Annotated in this window: 16 protein-coding genes; 5 read left to right on the top strand and 11 right to left on the bottom strand. The window is 67.8% G+C overall.

Annotation, left to right across the window (positions count from 1 at the left end; genetic code table 11):
• Positions 1–6: 6 nt before the first annotated feature.
• The 4 genes from ACQ3DC_RS10150 to ACQ3DC_RS10135 all read right to left on the bottom strand — a co-directional run bounded on the left by ACQ3DC_RS10150 (position 7) and on the right by ACQ3DC_RS10135 (position 3,191).
• Positions 7–1,242: an endonuclease/exonuclease/phosphatase family protein gene (locus ACQ3DC_RS10150; RefSeq protein ID WP_430752140.1), complete on the bottom strand. Its 1,236-nt coding sequence runs from the start codon at positions 1,240–1,242 to the stop codon at positions 7–9.
• 189 nt (positions 1,243–1,431) lie between these two features.
• Positions 1,432–1,752, bottom strand: a complete 321-nt coding sequence (locus ACQ3DC_RS10145) for a GYD domain-containing protein (RefSeq protein WP_157238918.1) — start codon at positions 1,750–1,752, stop codon at positions 1,432–1,434.
• 12 nt (positions 1,753–1,764) lie between these two features.
• Positions 1,765–2,532: a DUF2182 domain-containing protein gene (locus ACQ3DC_RS10140; protein WP_430752139.1), complete on the bottom strand. Its 768-nt coding sequence runs from the start codon at positions 2,530–2,532 to the stop codon at positions 1,765–1,767.
• Between the two features lie 53 nt (positions 2,533–2,585).
• Entirely contained in the window at positions 2,586–3,191 is a 606-nt protein-coding gene (locus ACQ3DC_RS10135; protein ID WP_323056388.1) for a DUF1326 domain-containing protein, read from the bottom strand.
• 350 nt (positions 3,192–3,541) lie between these two features.
• Here ACQ3DC_RS10135 and ACQ3DC_RS10130 point away from each other — a divergent pair, with 350 nt between their 5' ends.
• Positions 3,542–6,214: a PEP/pyruvate-binding domain-containing protein gene (locus ACQ3DC_RS10130; protein WP_430752138.1), complete on the top strand. Its 2,673-nt coding sequence runs from the start codon at positions 3,542–3,544 to the stop codon at positions 6,212–6,214.
• Between the two features lie 4 nt (positions 6,215–6,218).
• On the opposite strand, the gene ACQ3DC_RS10125 is transcribed toward ACQ3DC_RS10130, so the two are convergent.
• Positions 6,219–6,485: a hypothetical protein gene (locus ACQ3DC_RS10125; protein ID WP_323056390.1), complete on the bottom strand. Its 267-nt coding sequence runs from the start codon at positions 6,483–6,485 to the stop codon at positions 6,219–6,221.
• Between the two features lie 106 nt (positions 6,486–6,591).
• Here ACQ3DC_RS10125 and ACQ3DC_RS10120 point away from each other — a divergent pair, with 106 nt between their 5' ends.
• Positions 6,592–7,059 (top strand): hypothetical protein, encoded by a 468-nt coding sequence (locus ACQ3DC_RS10120; protein WP_321215517.1) that lies wholly within the window; start codon positions 6,592–6,594, stop codon positions 7,057–7,059.
• An 18-nt stretch (positions 7,060–7,077) separates the two neighbouring features.
• Here ACQ3DC_RS10120 and ACQ3DC_RS10115 read toward each other — a convergent pair whose 3' ends face one another.
• The 6 genes from ACQ3DC_RS10115 to ACQ3DC_RS10090 form a co-directional block, all read right to left on the bottom strand.
• Positions 7,078–7,968 (bottom strand): diacylglycerol/lipid kinase family protein, encoded by an 891-nt coding sequence (locus ACQ3DC_RS10115; protein WP_321215516.1) that lies wholly within the window; start codon positions 7,966–7,968, stop codon positions 7,078–7,080.
• A 141-nt stretch (positions 7,969–8,109) separates the two neighbouring features.
• Positions 8,110–8,988, bottom strand: coding sequence for a GmrSD restriction endonuclease domain-containing protein (locus ACQ3DC_RS10110; protein ID WP_323056391.1), 879 nt, complete (start codon positions 8,986–8,988; stop codon positions 8,110–8,112).
• A gap of 185 nt (positions 8,989–9,173) precedes the next feature.
• A complete protein-coding gene (locus tag ACQ3DC_RS10105; protein WP_197432416.1) occupies positions 9,174–9,317 on the bottom strand; it encodes an MFS transporter small subunit in 144 nt (47 codons plus the stop codon).
• A gap of 1 nt (position 9,318) precedes the next feature.
• A complete protein-coding gene (locus ACQ3DC_RS10100) occupies positions 9,319–10,713 on the bottom strand; it encodes an OFA family MFS transporter (protein ID WP_157238925.1) in 1,395 nt (464 codons plus the stop codon).
• 260 nt (positions 10,714–10,973) lie between these two features.
• Positions 10,974–11,309 carry a cupin domain-containing protein gene (locus tag ACQ3DC_RS10095; protein WP_157238926.1) on the bottom strand — a complete coding sequence of 112 codons (336 nt, stop codon included), beginning with the start codon at positions 11,307–11,309 and terminating at the stop codon, positions 10,974–10,976.
• 85 nt (positions 11,310–11,394) lie between these two features.
• Positions 11,395–12,261 (bottom strand): DUF1295 domain-containing protein, encoded by an 867-nt coding sequence (locus tag ACQ3DC_RS10090; protein WP_430752137.1) that lies wholly within the window; start codon positions 12,259–12,261, stop codon positions 11,395–11,397.
• A 123-nt stretch (positions 12,262–12,384) separates the two neighbouring features.
• Here ACQ3DC_RS10090 and ACQ3DC_RS10085 point away from each other — a divergent pair, with 123 nt between their 5' ends.
• Genes ACQ3DC_RS10085 through ACQ3DC_RS10075 form a run of 3 tightly spaced genes read left to right on the top strand, consistent with a single transcriptional unit; the run spans position 12,385 to position 15,139 of the window.
• The gene (locus ACQ3DC_RS10085) at positions 12,385–12,846 is read left to right on the top strand and encodes a MarR family winged helix-turn-helix transcriptional regulator (protein WP_157238928.1); all 462 of its coding nucleotides are present in this window, start codon (positions 12,385–12,387) and stop codon (positions 12,844–12,846) included.
• Positions 12,843–14,711, top strand: a complete 1,869-nt coding sequence (locus ACQ3DC_RS10080) for an AMP-dependent synthetase/ligase (protein ID WP_430752136.1) — start codon at positions 12,843–12,845, stop codon at positions 14,709–14,711. Before ACQ3DC_RS10085 ends, ACQ3DC_RS10080 begins: the two co-directional genes overlap by 4 nt.
• Complete coding sequence (locus tag ACQ3DC_RS10075; protein ID WP_430752135.1) at positions 14,708–15,139, top strand: DUF2177 family protein; 432 nt, start codon at positions 14,708–14,710, stop codon at positions 15,137–15,139. Before ACQ3DC_RS10080 ends, ACQ3DC_RS10075 begins: the two co-directional genes overlap by 4 nt.
• Positions 15,140–15,161 lie beyond the last annotated feature (22 nt).

The raw sequence follows: 15,161 nt of genomic DNA, 5'->3' as shown, positions 1-15,161 counted from the left end.
GAGCCCTCAGCCGCGCACCTGCATGTCCACCCACACGAGGCGGTGGTCGCTGCCCGGGAACGGATAGGCGCCGGTCAACCGTGACAGGGGGTCGGCCTGGGTGGGCCAGAACACGCCGGATTCGAGGACCCGGATCCTGCGTGAGGGCAGCACGTAGTCAGCCCGCAAGTTTCCCGGGGCGGTGTCGGCGAAGTCGGCAGTGTCGTAGCGGGGGTCACCCTTGTGGGCGGCATTGGCTCCGCCCTGCAGGGCCGCGGCCTCCACGGCGCCATCGGAGGCCGGCAGCGGGTCCACGATCTGCTTGGAATCAAGGAGCTGGTTGACCGCGCCGTCCACGGAGTCGCCGTCGAGCGGGTCGGCATTCTGGTCGCCGACGATGACGAACGGTTCGTTCGGCAGGAGCCCCCGCTTTCCGCCCTCATCATCCACGATGTATGCCGATTTGCCCGGAGTGACGTAGTCAGCCCAGAACCGGATCTCGTCGTGGTTGCGGCGGCCGTTCCGGTCCTCGGGGCCGTCAAAGGTTGGCGGTGTGGGGTGCGAGGCAAGCACGTGCACCGTTTCGCCGCCCACCTTCACCGGAACATCCCAGTGCGACTTGCTCGACAGGCGCACCACCTCGAGTTCCTCCGGCGAATACCAGTCGGCAGGTTCGGGTGTCGCCGGGTTATCCGGCAGGAGCGCACCCGGCATGTCCTTCCATAGGAAGTTCTGGAACGTCCTCACGTTTTCCGTGTCGATGGGGTACTTCGACAGGATGGCCATGCCGTACTGGCCCTCGAACGCGCCGAAGCCGAAGGCGTCGTCGCCGCCGCCGACCCTGCCGTTGTTGTTGAGGTCGAACCCGCTCGGAATCCCGGTGTTCGACGGCGCCACGTAGGCGTAGGGGTAGTCCACGGGATCAGCCCCGCCCTGGCCTGCCGCCAGGTAGTTGTCGCGGAACAGATCGGCGGCCCGCATGTTGGGCACGTAGTCGAACTCGTTCAGCAGGATGACGTCCGGGTTCGCACGCTGGATGACCTCGGCGACGGTGCGTGCCTGCGGGTCGTCCGGAGTGCTCAGGTCGGCCTCGAGTTCGCCGGCGCTTGCCCGGTTCAGCGACAGGTTGTAGGTGGCCACCCGCAGGTCCTCCGCCTGGTCCTTTGAGGGCTCGGCGGCGGCCGGAGTCCCGGCGGTACCAACGGCGAGACTACCGATGACGGCAGCGATGACGGCAGCGGTGAGGGGGCGTCTAGTGGACACGGGACTCCTTGGCAGCGATGAGGCGGTACGAACAACGGTGCGTTCAACCTATGCCGCCAACATGACCACGGGGAGTACGCCGGGCGAACGGAAACTTGCGCCGGCGGCACCCAGCCGTCGGCCGCCGTCGTATGTGGACGACGGCGGCCGCAGGCCAAAGTGCCGGCCTCCCCTACTGTCCGGCCTCCCCTACTGTCCCGGGGCCCGGTACGACGGGGTCTTCTTGGCTGCCTCGTCGATGTCTTCCACGGTGAGGAGCGGCTTCAGGCGGACGTTGACGCTCCCTGTGGAATTGACTATCAGTGACAGTGCTGCGGCACTGGCGTCGTCCGGCGCCTCGAAAACGCCAAGGACGTCGTAGTAGCCAAACGCGTAGTAGAAGCTCTCCAGCGAACCGCCTATGGACTTGAGGGCCTCGGCCAGGGCCTCACGCCGCTTGGTGCCCCCTTCCTTCATGAGCCCCTTGATTCCCTCGCCCATGTACGTTGCTTCAAACAGATACTTCGGCATCGCTTTTCCCTTCTACATTCCCATCCCGGTTGTCGCCGAGGGAGCAAGTGCCACACCGAGTGCAATGGCAGCCAGCGCCACCGCAACGGACCAGTTGGCCAGCCGCTTCCACGGCAGCATCTTCTCCCCCGCGATGAAGGCCCCGATCAGGGCCATCCATCCGACGCTCATCGCGCCAAGCGCGAACAGCGCCGTCATCAGCGCCCAGCAGCAGGCCACACACCAGGCGCCGTGCTCCACGCCCATCCGGACGGCACCCGCGTAGCCCGGCCGCATCCGGTGCAGGATAAAGTCCATCGGGGACCGGCATTTCATCAGGCTGACGTTTTTTGCCGGGGTGAACTGATAGACCGCCGCCACCATGATGACTCCGGCCGCAATGTAGCGCCCGCCCTGGTCAGCAGCGAAAACCCCTGGCACCGCCGCGGCCGCCCACGCATAGAGCCCATACGCCACCAGGCCAAAGGCCGTCCATGATGCGAGGTACCCGGCCACGAAGGCGGCAGTGGACCCTGCCGGAGCGTACTGTCCGCCCTGCCGTCGGTGCCGCTGGATCCGGTGGTATGCCACCACCATCGGTGCCACGGACGGGAACATCATGGCTGCGAGCATCACCACCCACGTCACGGTGAAGAAGCCCACCGGCCCCGGGGCCGTCCAGATACCCATGTCCATCCCGGTCAGCTGCGTGGACGCCAATATCCAGCTGGCAGCGGCGAGGACCAGCAGGACAGCCACGAGGACTGCCTCCCGCGGATCGACACGGGAGGCTTTCGCCACCGTCTGACCGGTTACGCTCCTGAACAGCTTCCTGCGTTCCACCGGCCGGCCGTTCAGACCCGGCCCTTGGGGGCACCCTCCGCCATCTCACTGGCGAACGTGAAGTCGGACGTTTCGCCGTAGACGCCGTCGAAGTCGATACCGAAAAGGTCCACGTGCCCGGGCCCCTTTCCGATCCGGAACTCAGGCGCAAAGCCGTACATCGCGTTCTTCATTGTGGTCACGCCGCCGTCGGGTCCGGGCAGCGGCTCGAACGTGAACTGAGCCTTGTCCGAGACTGAACCGGAAGGCCGCTCACCGTCCGTGAACGTGACTGTGGCGCGTTCCAGTCCCAGCCACTCGCCGTACAGGCCGGCAAAGTCGCCGAAGGGTCCCCCGGCCTGGCCGCGAAGGATGGTTTCCAGGGCGCTCACCTGGTCGTCGGATGCGGACTGGTCGACGACGGCACCCACCTTCCAGCCGCCCCCTGTCAGATTCGTGGGGAACAAGGCCACGAAGGCGAAGTCGACGCCGGAAAGGTCCGTGGCGTCATGGCTCCCCGTTGCGATATGGAAGACATTCAGGTTGCGGCACTCGCCCCCGGGCCCGGTGGGCACGCCGTCCACGGGGCATGGACACACCAGCTGGCACGTGCAGTTTCCAGCGTATGTTCCAGACATTTCCCAAGACACAGCATCCTCCTCACCTGGCGCCAGCGCCGTGCAGAGGTGGCCCGGACCGGCGCCTCGTTCCGTGGAAACGGGGTGAATGACCCCGTTAACGCAGACGCTATTCCTCCGGCTGCGGGCAGTCAATATGCCGAAATACCCAATGTCAGGAGCCCTTGGAGCGGCGGGCCAAGGCCGTTCGGCCCTAGCGATGTCCGGCGGCTCGGCCCACGCTGGATCAGGAAGGCATGGGGGCAAAACGCCCGCGGGTCCTGCGTCGAGCCTTTACCGAGCCGGGGCTCCGGGCACCTCCAGGAATGTCCGTTGCACGACCACGGCTCACCCGGCAAGGAGGCGCAGCCATGACGTACATCAGCGATCTGGGCGACGTGGGGCGCGGCGATGTTGCCGTGGCCGGCGGCAAGGCCGTGGGGCTCGGCGGCCTCATCCAGGCCGGGTTGCCGGTCCCGCCGGGGTTTGTCCTGACCACCGCCGCGTACTCGGAGTTCGTCACGGCGAACACCCTCGGCGCGGCCATCCAGGACCTGGCCGCCCTGCCACCGCAGGCTTCGCCGCAGGACTACGAAACCGCCTCGGAGCGGATCCGCGGCCTGTTCCGGAACGGCACCATGCCGGCCGGGATCGCGGCCAGGCTCGGCGCCGCCTACGAGCGCCTGGGCGGCGGGGACACCGCAGTTTCGGTGCGGTCCTCCGCCACCGCCGAGGACCTCGAATCGGCCAGTTTCGCCGGGCAGCAGGAAAGCTACCTGAACGTCCGCGGCGCGGCGGCACTGACGGAGGCCGTCATCAACTGCTGGGCCTCCCTCTGGACGGCGCGCGCCATGGCCTACCGCGCCCGCGAAGGCGTGCGGGCCGACCAGGTGCGCCTCGCCGTCGTGGTCCAGCAGATGGTGGAGGCCGAGGCCGCGGGGGTGATGTTCACCGCCAACCCCGCAAACGGGCGGCGCGACCAGGCGGTGATCAGCGCCGCGTGGGGGCTGGGCGAGGCAGTGGTCAGCGGGACGGTCACCACGGACGACCTCGTGGTGGACGCCGGGACGGGCGCGGTGGTGTCGCGGCAGACGGCGGACAAGGAAATCATGACCGTCTCCGTGGAGGACGGAACCCGGGAGGAACCGGTGGCGGCAGCCCGCCGTCGTGCGCCCGTCCTGGACGACCAGGAGGCGGCCGAACTGGCCCGCTACGGACAGCGGATCGCGGAACATTTCGGGGTGCCGCAGGACATCGAGTGGGCGCGGGCCGGCGGCCGGTTCTACCTGCTGCAGTCCCGCCCCATCACGGCCCTGCCCGAACCCGCCGCGGAAACCCCGGAGACCTGGCCGCTGCCGTATCCGAAGGGCCTCTACTTCCGCGCGAGCATCGTGGAACAGCTCCCCGACCCGCTCTCCCCGCTCTTTGCCGACCTGATTGACGGCTCGGTATCGCGCTCGCTGCGGGCCCTCATGGCGGAAGCGACCGGCAAGGACGTCCTCCGCGAGGGCGACATTCACCTGCCCACCATCAACGGCTACGCCTATTACTACTACCGCACCTCCGGCATGTGGCGCCTGATGGGCAGGCTGTTCACGGCACTGGGCGCGCTGGCCCGCGGCAAAGGGCACATGGGCATTGCGGGCTGGCGCGAATACTCGCATCCGCGCTACGAACGGGTGATCAAGGACTGGTCCGTGACGCCGCCGGCGGACCTCTCCGGGGAGGAACTGCTGGCGGGGGCGCAGGCCCTCCTGGACGCCGGAACCGTGTACTACACCGCCGTTCAGTCCATCATTCCGCTCGCCACCATGAGCGAAATCTCCTTCCGGGCCTTCTACGACAAGGTCCTCCGGCGCGACGGCGATCCGCCGGCCCAGACCTTCCTCCTGGGCTTCGACAGCGAGCCCATCCGGGCGGAGAAGTCCCTGTACGACCTGGCCGGCTGGGCCCGCAGCGATCCCGGACTGGCAGCGGCCCTGCTGGAACGGCCGACGGCGGTCCTCGCCGAGTGCCAGCGCACCGGCTCCGCGCCCGAGGGTGTGGACGACGTCCTGTGGCAGGAATGGCGGTTCACGTTCAGGGAGCACCTGGACCGGTTTGGCCACGCCGTCTACAACCTGGATTTCGCCACCCCGGTGCCGGCCGACGATCCCTCCGCCCAGCTGGAGACCGTGAAGTTCTACCTGCGCGGGCAAGGCACCGACCCGCACGAGCGGCAGCAGCTGCTGACCGAGCGCCGGGAAGAACTGACCAAGCAGATGGAAGGCAGGCTGGGACCGCGCCGCCGGGCCGTGTTCCGCCGGCTGCTGGGGTGGGCGCAGGAGACCGCGCCCATCCGTGAGGACGCGCTGGCCGACGTCGGACTCGCCTGGCCGCTGCTGCGGCGGATGCTGCTGGAACTGGGCCGGCGCCTGGTGGACTCCGGTGTTATCGCCGCGCCGGACGACGTGTTCTGGCTGCGGTTCCAGGAACTGCGGAGCGCCGTCGAGTTCGGCCTTGCCGAACCGGAAGCCCGCGGGGGCGCTGCAATTGCCGGGGCCGGGCGGCCCGTGCGCGCCGCTGCCGTGGAGGAGCGCAGGATGCTGTGGCGGAGCCAGGTGAAGGCTGCCGCGCCGCAGATGCTGCCGGAGCGCCGGTGGATGGACAAAGCCTTCGGTTCCATGATGCCGGCAGGCTCCCAGCACCAGCCCGGTGATGTGATCAAGGGTGCCGGGGCGAGCTCCGGCCGGGTCACCGCGCCGGCCCGCGTGCTGAGGGGTCCGCAGGATTTCGCCCTCATGCAGCCCGGCGAGGTGCTGGTGGCCCGCATCACCACGCCCGCGTGGACGCCGCTGTTCGCGATGGCCTCCGGCGTGGTGACGGACGTCGGCGGCCCGCTCAGCCACAGCTCCATCGTGGCCCGCGAGTACGGCATCCCTGCCGTCCTCGGCACCGGGGTTGCCACGCAGCGGCTTGCCGGCGGCCCGCGGGTCAGCGTGGACGGGGACGCGGGGACGGTCACGATCGAGGACCATGCCGGTCCGGGGGTTCCCCGGGGCTGAGCGGTTACTCCCCCATGCCGGGATGCACGGGAACAAAATCGACTTTGTTGCCGGAGTTCTGCCGGCCGGCGGACGTCCTCGAGAATCCCCGCGCGTCGAGGCCGTTCTTCGCGCGGAATTCCGCAAGGGCTGCGTCGTAGGCATTGTTGAGGGTCTGCCCTGAGAACTCACCGGTGCTGCCGTCGGTGAAGGCGATCCTGATGCGGACGCTGTTGGGGTAGTGCCGGTTCATCCGGATGAAGCCGTCTGCGTCCTGCTGGAGAGTAATCAAGGGAATCCGCTTTCGTGGTGGGTGCAGCTTCCAGTCTGGCGCAGATTCACTCCGCGCAGGTACCGGCCATGCAGTAAAGAGTGGCTGGGAGGCGCATAGTTGAAGAATGACAGGTCCTTACACCCGGGGCGATTCCTTCACCAGCGAGGCTTCCCGGAAACACATCAGGCGGGCGCTCGGAGACTACGGGGCAACGGACGTTCTTTTCACCCAACGTGGGAACCATAGTGCCATTGCCTTCAAGGGCGGCGGGCGGCAATTCCGGATTGTCCTGCCGCTGTTGCAGTCCGAAGGCCCCCTGGTTATCCGCGGGGACATCGCGGACGGCCCGCTTCACGAGGCGAACGCAAAGGTCCTCGAACGCGCCAACCGCAAGTCCTGGCATGCCCTGGCACTGGCCATCGACGCCAAACTCGCGGCGGCGGCGGCAGGCATTGCCACCCTTGAATCCGAATTCCTGGCCCACGTGGTTCTGCCGGGAAACAAGACCGTGCTCGACGAGCTCGGCCCCGTCATCGATTCTGCCTACCGGTCCGGCCGGCGTCCGTCGTTCGGCGGTCCAGCACACGCTTAGGGCAACCGCCCTGATCCGTCAGATGGTGGAGAGGGCGCCCTTGGCGCTTTCCACCAGGACATGGGTCCCCGCCTGGACATAGACCACTTCGCCGTCAATCTGGCAGGGTACGGCGTCCCGCGTCGTGAAGGCGTAACTGCTGACGCTGGGCTGGTGCCCAAGCCCCAGCGTGACGGCCCGAAGGGTCATGAGCGCCATCCTCATAAGCCCGGCATGGGGCAGCGTCACCACCTCGAACCGGCCATCGTCCGGGGAGTGCGACTCGCTGACCGTTCCATATTTGGCCATGCGCGAGACGTTGGCCAGGATCAGGCTGTCGAACTTCGCGGTGGCGCCGTCGGCCCGCACCAGCTCAAACGGTCTCAGGCCCGAAAGCGTCCGGGCAACGGAGATGAGTTCCAGGACTTTCCCTTTTCCACCCTTTTCGATCCCGATGGCCATCAGCGGCGTGAGCCCGAACCCCACATAGGAGTGCGCGTACCGGACCTGCTCCCGGTGCATCCCCCGGAAGGTCACGCGCAACAGGTCGATGCGGCGGACGCTGCCCTCACGGATGGCCTCGGTGAGCGGCCGGACCTGCATGCTCCTGTGGTGATCGTTGGCGTTGCCTGCCGGGAGCACAGTGCACACCGCCTTGCTGGCGGGCACGTCCATCACCCCGTTGACCACCTCGTTGTACCCGCCGTCGCCGCTGACCGAGACGATGAGCGGTTCTCCGCTTCCGGCCGCTGACCGTGCCAGGTCCCGGGCGTGCCCCGCGAACTCCGTGGGCAGCAGGACCACCTGCAGGCCCGGAAGGTTCGTGGCAAGCTCCTCCTGCAGTGAATCGATCCGCGCGGCCATCCCGGCCCTCGTCGGATTGAAAATGAGGACGACCCGGTCAAAGGCCGGTGCCCGGTCGTCAGCCATCGTGCCCATCCTCCGGTGCCCTTTGTTGCCTTGGTGCGGTCAACTCCAGCCTATCCGTGGATACCCCCGTCCTGAAGTTGACCGTGCCGCCGTCGTCCGCAGTGCCCTGCCGGACAGCCCCGGGACTGGCCCGGGCAACAGCTACCCCTCGCAGGCCACCCCGTCGGAATCCCCGTCGAGCCCGGACCTGTAGCCTGGCGAACCGGCGTACAGAGGGGCCGCTCCGGCAGCCACCACCTCGGCGCAGTTGGCGTAATAGACCGCGGCAGGAGCAGCGGGTTCGACGGCGGCGGGCGCCACCTGCCCGGGGCACCCGGCAAGGATGCCCGCGATTGCGTCGTGCTCGGCCTGCGTCACCCACAGGCTGTACCGTGCCTTCACCGAAACCTGCCGGGCGACGTACTCGCACCGGAAGCCCTTGTTCGCGGGCAGCCAGGTGGCGGCGTCACCGTCGCCCTTTTGCTGGTTGGTGGGGCCGTCCGTTGCCTGCAGGTTCAGCGGATCGTTGGCGAACGCCGTCCGCTGCTCCGTGGTCAGCTGCTGCGCGCCCTTCTGCCAGGCGTCGCTGAGCGCCACCACGTGGTCGATCTGCACGGCACTGCTGGTGGTGGTGCCGCGGACGAAGCTGATGGTTGTGCCCGTGTACGGGTCCGCCAGGATGCCGGTCTTGACCGTGCAGGGGACGCTGGTGGTGTAGGTGACCTCGCTCAGGTCCCGCCGCAGGATGTCGTTCCGGGTATCGCAGCCGTTCTGGTCCACGTCCGCCCACGTCGGGCCAAACAGTGCCCGCTCGTATCCGGTCTTGGGCGCGCGGCCCTTCACGGGGAGGGTGGCCAGCAGGTCCGCTGCCTCAACGGCGGCCGACGGCCCGGCCGCCTGTGTTGCGGTGCTGTCCAGGGTGTCGGCAGCTGCCGGGGCACCCCCGGTGAGCAGGGCAAGGACGGCGGCAAGTACGACGGCGGCCGCCGTGCGGGTGCCGGACGCAGGCATGGTTTCAGGCAAGGACGTGGTGATGGACATGCGGTTCCCCAAGGTTGTGTGCACGACAGGTTCCGGCGCACAGGCATCATGGCCGTGTTTTGCGCCGAGGAAGAGCCTATGGCCCGCCGTGAACCGGAAACGTGCGTTTTGGTGGAACTGGGGAAATTCTTAAGGACTCCTGCGCCAACCCTGCGCCGCGGCCGGCGCGGGGCTGGCGCCATTCCTCACCCGAACAGCGCGGCCACCCGGGTCAGGGTCTGGTAGATCCCGTAGGCCAGCGGGACGCCCACCAGCGCCCAGGCGATGGCGAGTTTGCCGACCGATACTTTGGCGGGCGCCTGCGCGCCGGCGGTGTGTGCAGTGCTCATCTCAGGCCTCCATGGCAGGTTCGTGTGCCCGTCCGCGGTCGGGGCGGGGTTCGTGGAATCGTGCGTCCACCGGCTTGACCATCAGGTTGGCCAGGAAGCCGACCACCAGCAGCGCCACCATGGTCAGCAGCGCCGGCTGGTAGGACGCGGCGTCCAACTGGCCGGGCTTGCCCTGGGCATCCAGGAACGCGTTGACGATCAGCGGCCCGGCCACTCCGGCGGCGGACCAGGCGGTCAGCAGCCGGCCGTGGATGGCCCCCACCTGGAAGGTCCCGAAGAGGTCCCGCAGGTAGGCCGGAACGGTGGCGAAGCCGCCGCCGTAGAACGAAATGATGACGAAGGCGAGCGCCACGTAGAGGAACGTGGTGCTGGACCCGGCCAGCGCCAGCACCGTGTACAGGACGGCGCCGACGCCGAGGTACACCATGTAGATGCGCTTGCGGCCGGTGACGTCGGAGGTGGCGGACCAGGCGAAACGCCCCGCCATGTTGCCGATGGACAGGAGCCCCACGAAGCCGGCGGCGACGGCGGCACTCACCAGGGACACGCCGTCGGACTGGCGGAAGAAGTCCTGGATCATGGGCGCGGCCTGCTCCAGGATGCCGATGCCCGCGGTGACGTTGCAGAACAGCGCGATCCACAGCAGCCAGAACTGGCGTGTCTTCACGGCATTCTTCGCCGAGACGTTCTCCGTGGTGACCAGCTTGGCGGCCTTGACCTTGGCGGGGTCGAACCCTGCCGGCTTCCATCCGTCGGCGGGGACCTTGATGGTGAAAGCGCCAAAGAGCATGTACGCAAGGTAGACGACGGCGAGGGTCAGGAACAGCTTGCCCACGGCATCGCCGCTGGCCACCCAGTCCTTGGCGCCGGAGTTGGGATCGTACATCTTGAGCAGCGCCGTGGAGACGGGACTGGCGATCAGCGCGCCGCCGCCGAAGCCCATGATGGCCATGCCGGTGGCGAGGCCGGGCCGGTCCGGGAACCACTTGATCAGGGTGGACACGGGCGAGATGTAGCCGATGCCCAGGCCGATGCCGCCGATGAAGCCGTAGCCGAGGTACACGAGCCACAGCTGGTGGGTGAAGATGCCGAGCGAGCCGATCAGGAAGCCGCCGGCCCAGAACATGGCCGAGGTGAACATCGCCTTGCGCGGGCCGTTCTTGTCCACCCATGTGCCCATGATCGCGGCCGAGAGCCCCAGCATCACGATGGCGATGGAGAAGATCACGCCGATCTCGGTCAGGCTGGCGCCGAAGTGCTTGACCAGGGCGGTCTTGTATACGCTCGTGGCGTAGGCCTGCCCGATGCAGAGGTGGACCGCGAGCGCGGCGGGGGGCACCAGCCAGCGGTTGAATCCCGGCGGGGCAACAGTTCGTTCTCGGTCCAGCCAGCCCATAGATGTTCCCTTTGCTTGTTCGACGACGTCGATGTCTGTTCGCGGCCGCAGCGCATACCCCTCCAGAGGCGAAAGTCCCTCTTATGGCGCTGTGGCCTCCGGCAATCATGAGGCAAATCGTCAGCAAACGTATGATTCTTGCGCCGAGCGGCGGCAAATCCGCGGTGAGCGGCGGCCGGCTTTGTGCCCGCCGGTTGCGCCGGGACAGCGGGAGGCGGGTTCCGGGCGGCAGCAGCTTCACCGAAGCCGCCGCCCCGCCCCTACCGGTCCGTTTTGACCACCGTGAACAGCACCGCCGAGTCCTCCTCGGCCTCAAGGCTGTGCAGCCCATTCGGGACAATCAAGAGATCCCCGGCCTTGCCCTGCCAGGCTTCACCACCGGACTTCAGCCAGACCGATCCCCTGATCACGTAGACCGTGGCCTCGCCGGGATTCTGGTGCTCGCTCAGCTGCGTGCCGGCACGGAAGGCCATGACCGTCTGGCGCAGCTTTTTCTCATGTCCGCCGAACGCCGTGTCCGCCGCCCGCCCGCTGGGAGCCGCCACCGCTGCCTCGAGCTGCTGGCGGGCCAGGGCATCAATCGATATCTTCTGCATGCGGACACCGTACCCACCGCGGAGCGGCAGTGCCAGAGGCCAGCGTCCCTAGCTCCGCCTGAAGAAGCTCGTCCGCCAACTTGCCCTACAGCTTTGGGATGAGGACCGGGGTGTTTTTCTTGTAGGCCTCGTACTCGGGCTCGCCGCCCCATTTCCGGTCGGCCTTCTTCTCCAGCAGCGGGATGCCGCTGCCCTTGATCAGCAGCAGCGCCACGAAGAGCGGAGACAGCAGGGCCAGCCATTGCCAGCCCTGCAGTACCGGAACGGCGATCAGGAGCACGCCGGTCCAGAGCACAATCTCGCCGAAGTAGTTGGGGTGCCGGGACTTGGACCACAGTCCGGTGGAGATGAAGCGGCCCTTATTGGCCGGATCAGCCTTGAACCGGCCCTTCTGGTTGTCCGCCACAGCCTCGATGCCGAAGCCACCAGCCCACACCAGGAAGCCCGCCAGCGCCCACCCGTCGAGCGCCACCCGGGCGACGGATGTAATGGCAATCCAGGCAGCAGCCGCGGTGAGGACCACCCACAGCCCCTGCACTGTCCAGGTGTTCAGGAACCGGATGAACGATGGCTTGATCTCATCGAACCGGTCATCCTTGCCGTGCTTGCTGACGCGGCGGAACAGGAAGCTCCCCAGCCTTACGGCCCACGCCACCACCATGGCCGCCAGCAGCAGCCCCCGCGCGTCCTCACCCGGGGTCAGCACAACCAGGAGCAGGGTGATGGAGATGTAGGTCAGGGCGCCGGTGAGGTCGTAGTACTTCTCGGTCTGCGCCTTGAACGCCGGGACAAACGCCAGCCACTGGATAAGGAACGCGGCCGCCACCCCCAGCGCAAAGAGGGGGAACCCGCCCACGGTGGCACCACCCTGGCTGCCGGCGAACGCGACAAGCGCCCCCACCAGCACCGCGACCACAAAAATGATGAGCGCCTTACGGTCCGAATCCTTCATCAGGGCATTCCTTTCCCAAGCCGGGACGGCAGCCACGCGGTCCCGGCGCACTCCGCTTCTTCAAACTGATTTGATTACAAGGTTATCTAATTACTATATAGACTAGCGAAGATGGGAGGAACCATGAGCACACCGTCGTACCATCCGGCCGCCGTCGCCCTCCAGGCTGTTCTGGCGCTGGCCAACGAGACTGAACGCGAAGTGGCGGACAGGTTGGGGCTCAACCTCACCGACTACCGCGCCCTCTCCACGCTGTCCCAGTCCGGACCCATGACGGTGGGAAACCTCGCTCTGAAGCTGGGCGCCACGGCCGCCACCACCACCGCGATCGTCAGCCGGCTGCAAAGCCGCGGCTACGCGGAACGCCTCCGCGGCGAAGGGGACCGCCGCCATGTCCACGTCAGTGCCACCGCCGCCGCCTCCCGGGACATCATGAACCTGATGCGGCCCCTCATGGATGCCACCAACCGGCACCTCGAATCCCTGCCTGCCGCCCAGCAGGACGCCGTGGCCGGGTTCCTCCACACCGCCCGGCACCTCATGCAGAACCACCTGAATACCCTTTCGACAAAGGACACCGCTTGAGAGAGTTCTCCACCCCGCTGCTGGTTGAACCGTCCAGCCACCGGAACGCCACGGAGCTGCTGATGCAGCGGTTCAGGACGTCCCCGGACCATGTTGCCTTCGAGGTGCGGGCCCCGGAGGGTGCCATCACGGATCCGTGGCGCCAGGTGACCACGCGGCAGTTCGTCGAGGAGGTGCGCGCCCTGGCCAAGGGCCTCATCGCCGCCGGCCTGCAGCCCGGCGAGTCCCTCGCCATCATGTCGCCCACCCGGTATGAATGGGCAGTGGCGGACATGGCAGCGTGGTTCGCCGCCGCCGTCGTGGTCCCCGTCTATGAAACCTCCGCCCTGCCCCAGGTGGCCGCGGTCCTCGACGACGCCGCCGTGCGCCTGGCCGTCGCCGGCACCGCCGGGCACGCCCTCCTGTTGGAACAGGGCTTTGAACAGGCCGGGCGGACAAACCTGGGCGTCTGGACCATGGACGCACGTCCCGGCGCGGACCTTGCCGAGCTGAAACTGCGCGGCGCCGCCATCCCGGACAGCACCGTTGAGGAGCGGCGCCTGCTGCCGGACCTGAACGCGGTGGCCACCATCGTCTACACCTCCGGCACCACCGCCGCGCCCAAGGGCGCCCTGATCACCCACGGCAACTTCGTGGGCCAGGTGCTCAACGTGGGCGCCGCATATACGGGCGTGGTCCGCGAAGGCGGCAACACCGTCATCTTCCTGCCCATGGCCCACGTGCTGGCCCGCGGCCTGCAGCTGACCTGCCTGGCCAACGGCATGCGCATCGCCCACCTGTCTAATCCCAAGGACGTGGTGCCCGCCCTCGGGGTCCTGAAGCCCACCTTCCTGGTGGTGGTCCCCCGGGTGCTGCAGAAAATCCAGGCGTCCGCTGCCGGCGCAGCGGCCCGGAAACGCCTTGGGCGGGTATGGGCTGCGGCGCAGCAGACCGCTGTGGAGTGGGGCCGGTTCGCTGAAGCGCACGACGCCGACCCGTCCTTGCGTGCCCCGTTCGGCCTGCGTGCGCGGCACGCAGTGTTCGACCGCGCGTTCTACGCCCGGCTCCGCGCTTTGATGGGTGGCCGTTTGGACTGCCTGCTGTCCGGCGCCGCCGCACTGGACGCCGAGCTGTCCCTGTTCTTCCGTGGCCTTGGCCTGCCCGTCATCGAGGGCTACGGCCTCACGGAGACCACCGCGCCGCTGACCGGGAATATGCCGGACGCCATCGCCGCCGGCACGGTGGGCGTCCCGATGCCGGGAACCACCGTGCGCATCTCGGACCGCGGCGAGGTGCTGGCCCGCGGCGTGGGCGTGTTCACCGGCTACCGCAGGCCGGCGGACAACCAGGATGCGTTCACGGACGGGTACTTCCACACAGGAGACCTCGGCGAGCTCGATGAGCTGGGACGGCTGACCCTCAAGGGCAGGATCAAGGACGTGATTGTCACCGCCGGCGGGAAGACCATCACCCCCGCCATCTGGGAAGGCTATGTGGAGGGTGATCCGCTGGTGGCCCACGCCGTCATGGTGGGCGAGGGCAAACCGTACCTGGGCGGGCTGGTGCTCCTGGACCCCGAGTCCGTCACGGCGTGGGCCGAGCGCGAGGGCATCAACGACCTCGCCGGGCTGCGGATCCCGGACGACGGCGGCGCCGTCCGGATCGAGGACGCCCGCCTCCTCAGCACCATCGGCAAGGCGGTCAATGCCGCCAACGCCAAACTGGCCCGCTCCGAGCAGGTGCGCAAGTTCGTGCTGCTCCTGGCAGACCTCAGCGGGGCCAACGGAATGGTCACGCCCACCATGAAACTCAAACGCACCGCGTTCACCGAACACGCCCGCCACATCGTGGAGAACCTCTACGCCGAGTCAAGGAGCCAGGCATGAACACCCGAACCAAGAGATGGCTGCTGTCCTACGCGGTCACCGCCGTGATCTTCGCTGTGCTGGACCTCGTCTGGATCAGCTTCGTGGCGAGCAACCTCTACCAAAGCCAGATCGGCCACCTGATTGCCCCCAGGCCCAACCCTGCCGGCGCCGTTGCCTTCTACCTCATTTTTGTAGCAGGGATGGTGCACTACGGCGTCCGGCCAAACGACGCACACGCAACGATGCGGCAGCGGGTCACGGGCGCGGCGCTGTTCGGCTTCTTCACCTATGCCACCTGGGCACTGACGGCGTTTGCCGTGCTCAAGGACTTCACCGCAATCGTCGCCGTAACGGACATCCTTTGGGGCGCCGCGGCCTGCAGCCTGGTCACCTGGCTGACGGCCACGGTCCTGCGCCGGGTCCTGGCGAAGGGCCGCGCGTCCTAGGCTGCTGACGCCCCGACAGTCC

The organism is Paenarthrobacter sp. NEAU-H11 (assembly GCF_050573415.1).
Taxonomy (GTDB): Bacteria; Actinomycetota; Actinomycetes; order Actinomycetales; family Micrococcaceae; genus Arthrobacter.
Note: the sequence above shows the minus strand (reverse complement) of the source record. Positions and strands in the feature narration are given on the sequence as shown.